3 protein-coding genes, 5 tRNA genes and 1 rRNA gene are annotated in these 4388 nt (G+C 39.6%); 8 read left to right on the forward strand and 1 reads right to left on the reverse strand.

The window, feature by feature from the left end; translation table 11 throughout:
• Nucleotides 1–38 precede the first annotated feature (38 nt).
• The 4 genes from PSF16_RS16720 (at nucleotide 39) to birA (ending at nucleotide 2443) form a co-directional block, all read left to right on the forward strand.
• Nucleotides 39–114, forward strand: a tRNA-Thr gene (locus PSF16_RS16720).
• Between the two features lie 29 nt (nucleotides 115–143).
• A 5S ribosomal RNA gene (gene rrf, locus PSF16_RS16725) occupies nucleotides 144–259 on the forward strand.
• A 175-nt stretch (nucleotides 260–434) separates the two neighbouring features.
• Nucleotides 435–1469: a UDP-N-acetylmuramate dehydrogenase gene (gene murB / locus PSF16_RS16730; RefSeq protein WP_006663521.1), complete on the forward strand. Its 1035-nt coding sequence runs from the start codon at nucleotides 435–437 to the stop codon at nucleotides 1467–1469.
• The gene (gene birA / locus PSF16_RS16735; RefSeq protein ID WP_036963972.1) at nucleotides 1466–2443 is read left to right on the forward strand and encodes a bifunctional biotin--[acetyl-CoA-carboxylase] ligase/biotin operon repressor BirA; all 978 of its coding nucleotides are present in this window, start codon (nucleotides 1466–1468) and stop codon (nucleotides 2441–2443) included. Before murB ends, birA begins: the two co-directional genes overlap by 4 nt.
• A gap of 38 nt (nucleotides 2444–2481) precedes the next feature.
• Here the strand turns inward: birA and coaA are convergent, their stop codons facing one another.
• Nucleotides 2482–3432: a type I pantothenate kinase gene (coaA, locus tag PSF16_RS16740; RefSeq protein ID WP_272689738.1), complete on the reverse strand. Its 951-nt coding sequence runs from the start codon at nucleotides 3430–3432 to the stop codon at nucleotides 2482–2484.
• A gap of 427 nt (nucleotides 3433–3859) precedes the next feature.
• On the opposite strand from coaA, the gene PSF16_RS16745 reads away from it, so the two are divergent.
• From PSF16_RS16745 to PSF16_RS16760, 4 genes are all read left to right on the forward strand, one after another.
• Nucleotides 3860–3935, forward strand: a tRNA-Thr gene (locus tag PSF16_RS16745).
• Between the two features lie 15 nt (nucleotides 3936–3950).
• Nucleotides 3951–4035: transfer RNA gene (locus PSF16_RS16750), tRNA-Tyr, on the forward strand.
• Nucleotides 4036–4107: 72 nt separating this feature from the next.
• Nucleotides 4108–4182: transfer RNA gene (locus tag PSF16_RS16755), tRNA-Gly, on the forward strand.
• Between the two features lie 6 nt (nucleotides 4183–4188).
• Nucleotides 4189–4264, forward strand: a tRNA-Thr gene (locus tag PSF16_RS16760).
• Nucleotides 4265–4388: the final 124 nt, after the last annotated feature.

The following is a 4388-nucleotide window of genomic DNA, read 5'->3' on the forward strand; positions in this document are numbered from 1 at the left end:
TTTAAGGTTGTGTCAGTACTGACTGACCGCACCATATTGCTGATATGGCTCAGTTGGTAGAGCACACCCTTGGTAAGGGTGAGGTCCCCAGTTCGAATCTGGGTATCAGCACCATGAATACTAAAATAATTTAAAAGAATTTACCTAGCGGCAATAGCGCGGTGGTCCCACCTGACCCCATGCCGAACTCAGTAGTGAAACGCCGTAGCGCCGATGGTAGTGTGGGGTCTCCCCATGTGAGAGTAGGGAACTGCTAGGTTTTAAATATAAGAAGCCACCCAATGGGTGGCTTTTTGCTATCTATCGATTTGTATTTTTGAAAATTCTTCTCAGTTTCTTACTTCTCATATTATTTCCATCTACATGCTATTCACTGCTAGGTCAGGCTGATAGACTTATAAAATCTTAGATCTTATTTGAAAATGAAGGTAGCAATGAACCTGACCGCCGAACTCAAATCGCTTAATAGCTTCGGTATTGATGCCAAAGCTATTAAAGTGAACATTGTACAAAGCGCTGATGCTCTGTACCAACAGTGGACAACAGCAAAAAATGACAATCTTCCTGTACTGTTATTAGGCGGGGGAAGCAATGTGTTATTTATTGAAGATTTTGACGGTGTGGTCATTGTAAACAGAATTAAAGGTATCGAAATTACTGATTCTGCAGATGCTTGGCATGTACATGCATATGCAGGGGAAAATTGGCATCAGCTACTTGAAACATTGCTTCATAAGGGAATATATGGCGCAGAAAACTTAGCGCTGATCCCTGGATGCGTAGGCTCTGCACCGATACAAAATATTGGCGCTTATGGGTTAGAGCTAAAAGATGTTTGTGAGTATGTAGATATCCTCTGCTTGGATACAGGTAGGATCACTCGTATCCCTGCGGAAGAATGCAATTTTGGGTATCGAGATAGTATTTTTAAACATGAATATCAGCATTCTCATGCGATTATCAGCGTTGGGTTAATCTTTTCTAAGCAATGGTCACCAAAGCTAGCCTATGGAGATTTAGCTAAGCTCGATCCTAACACTGTAACGCCTTCAGATGTGTTTGAGACGGTATGTGAGACTCGCAGAAGTAAATTACCTGATCCCGCTGTAACAGGTAATGCTGGTAGCTTCTTTAAAAATCCAGTCGTATCTGCTGAACTCGCAGAGACAATCAAAGCTAGTTACCCTAATTGCCCTCAATATGTTCAGGCTGATGGAAATGTAAAATTAGCCGCAGGTTGGTTGATTGACCAGTGTGGCTTAAAAGGCTACCAATTAGGCGGTGCAGCAGTTCATACTCAACAAGCATTAGTGTTGATAAATAAACATAATGCGACGGGAAAGGATATTGTAGAGCTTGCTAAATATGTAAGTAATACAGTTGCACAACGTTTCGATATTTTCTTAGAACCAGAAGTTCGATTCATTGGGCGTCAAGGCGAATTGAATGCAGTGGACTGTATACGATGAAAGAAATGAGTATTCCATTACAAATTATTGATATTTTAGCGGATGGGCAGATTCATTCAGGCGAACAGCTGGGTGAACGTTTAGGAATGACGAGAGCGGCAATTAATAAACATATTAAAACATTGCGCTCATGGGGTCTTGATATCCAAACTATCACGAGTAAAGGCTATCAGCTTCCTATGCAGATCAATTTGTTAAATAAACAGTGTATTGAGAAGTATGTTACTGGCACCCAGATTATTGTCGAACCCGTTATTGATTCTACTAACCAATACATGCTGGATAGGATCCCTCATTTGCAATCAGGAGATACTTGTTTAGCAGAGTATCAAAGTGCAGGGCGAGGTCGCCGCGGTCGTCAGTGGATTTCACCATTTGGATGTAACTTATATCTTTCAACTTATTGGAAATTAGAGCAAGGTCCCGCTGCGGCAATTGGATTGAGTTTAGTGGTTGGAATTGTGATTGCTGAAACTTTAAATAAGTTATGCGGAAATAAGGTCAAAGTTAAATGGCCTAATGACCTCTATATGAATGATAAAAAGCTAGCAGGAATCCTGGTTGAGCTAACAGGCAAAACAGGGGATGCAGCACATATTATTATTGGTATTGGTATCAATATTGGTATGAATAAAAGTATTATTAAAAAAGATGAAACAATTAATCAAGCTTGGTCTGCTTTAACTGATGAAGTTGAAAATATTGAAAGAAACGAATTAGCTGGCAATATTATCAACGCATTAAAAAAATCATTATTAATATTTGAAAAGCAGGGATTAAAGCCATTTTTGTCTCGTTGGTTTGAATTAGACAACTTTTTAGAAAGAAATGTTAAGTTATTGATTGGAAATGATATTATTGTTGGTGTCGAAAAGGGAATTAATGAGCAAGGGGCGTTATTATTGCAAAAAGAAAATGGAGAAATTATTCCCTATATTGGCGGTGAAATATCATTAAGATCAAATGAAAATTAGTTAAATAGGCCGGTATTAACCGTAACCGGCCTTATCAATTATTTCCGTAGTCTTACATTTTGAATAGAGTGATTCTCACCTTTCGTCATGATTAAACTTGCGCGTTCTTTTGTTGGCAAGATATTCTCTTCAAGGTTTAAACCATTAATTTCATCCCAAATTGAACTGGCTACATTCACCGCTTCTTCTTCACTGAGTTTAGAGTAATTGTGAAAGTATGAATCAGGATCGGAAAACGCACCTTGTCTAAATTTCAAAAATCGCCCGATATACCATTGTTTTAGTAGTTGAGGGTTCGCATCGACATAGATAGAAAAATCAACAAAATCTGACACGAAAACATGATGGGGATCTTGAGGGTAGTCCATATCGCTCTGTAGAACGTTTAGCCCCTCTAAAATTAAAATATCGGGTTGATCAATAATTTGTTGCTGGTCAGGAACAATATCATAGGTCAAATGTGAATAAACGGGAGCGGCAACATGACGAGCTCCTGATTTTATCTGAGAAACGAAGTTGACCAATTTGCGCATATCGTAAGACTCGGGAAAGCCTTTCTTTTTCATTATATCTTTGTCACGTAAAACTTGGTTTGGATATAAAAATCCATCCGTCGTGATCAGATCGACTTTCCTGTGTTCAGGCCAACGCGTTAATAATGCTTGTAGTAAACGGGCCGTCGTACTTTTTCCTACAGCGACGCTGCCAGCTATGCCAATAATGTAAGGAACCTTCGCGCCATTAGTTCCTAAAAATTGTTCTAACACAGTCTGACGGCGTAAATTGGAGCTGATATAAAAATTCAGCAAGCGGGATAAAGGAAGATAAATTTCGATGACATCATCCATGGATAGTTCTTCATTGATACCTTTAAGCTCAAGAAGCTCACTAGATGATAGCGTTAGAGGAACGGAATCACGCAAAGTGGCCCAATGTTCTCTATCAAACTCTAAATATGGTGTTGTCATAAAATTTTCTTTCTGTTTCATAAACCAACATCTGCCTATTTTGTGCAGGTTGGACAGGTTGCCTAAACACCCATATCCATAAAATTTGGTAGCATCATAGCGAGTGAAGAGGGGGAGGCGTAGGATTTTTTGTGTTTTATGTGAATTTTTTTTGACGTATGCAAAAAAAAAGCACATTTTTGTTGAAAAACTAAACGATCAAAAAAGAAGAAAAACTGTGATAGTGGATAAAAAACTCGCAATCAACGAAATGAAACTCAACAGTGAAGCTTTACTCCCCAGATTATAATGGATTATAGTTAATGGCTGTTGTTGATGTTTTAATCTTAAAACAGATAAAAAATCAACAAAATCGCAAAAAGTGAATAAAATATGAGCGAATGAACAAAAAATTAAATTTTTTTGTTGCAACATGCGCTCAGTCTTCCTAGAATGCGCAGCACTTGATGCCGGCATAGCTCAGTTGGTAGAGCAACTGACTTGTAATCAGTAGGTCCCGAGTTCGACTCTTGGTGCCGGCACCATTAAAAATTTGGATAGGTGGGATACCCAAGCGGCCAAAGGGAGCAGACTGTAAATCTGCCGTCACAGACTTCGAAGGTTCGAATCCTTCTCCCACCACCATCTCCAAAAAGCTTCTGTGAGCTTTACGGAAAAACAGTTTAACAGCTGATAACTCAGGTAGCCGAGTTCATTGCGGGCATCGTATAATGGCTATTACCTCAGCCTTCCAAGCTGATGATGCGGGTTCGATTCCCGCTGCCCGCTCCAAGATGTGCTGATATAGCTCAGTTGGTAGAGCACACCCTTGGTAAGGGTGAGGTCGGCAGTTCGAATCTGCCTATCAGCACCACTTCCCCGATGTTCTCAATTATCTCCTGATTTGTCTCCTGTAAAGAAAGAATACAAGCGAATTTAATCCTTGCTTGGTTGATGTGGTTTAACCACCGATTCCGTGTCTTAGAGGGACAATCTAA

The organism is Providencia sp. PROV033, from assembly GCF_028484855.1.
Taxonomy (GTDB): Bacteria; Pseudomonadota; Gammaproteobacteria; order Enterobacterales; family Enterobacteriaceae; genus Providencia; species Providencia alcalifaciens.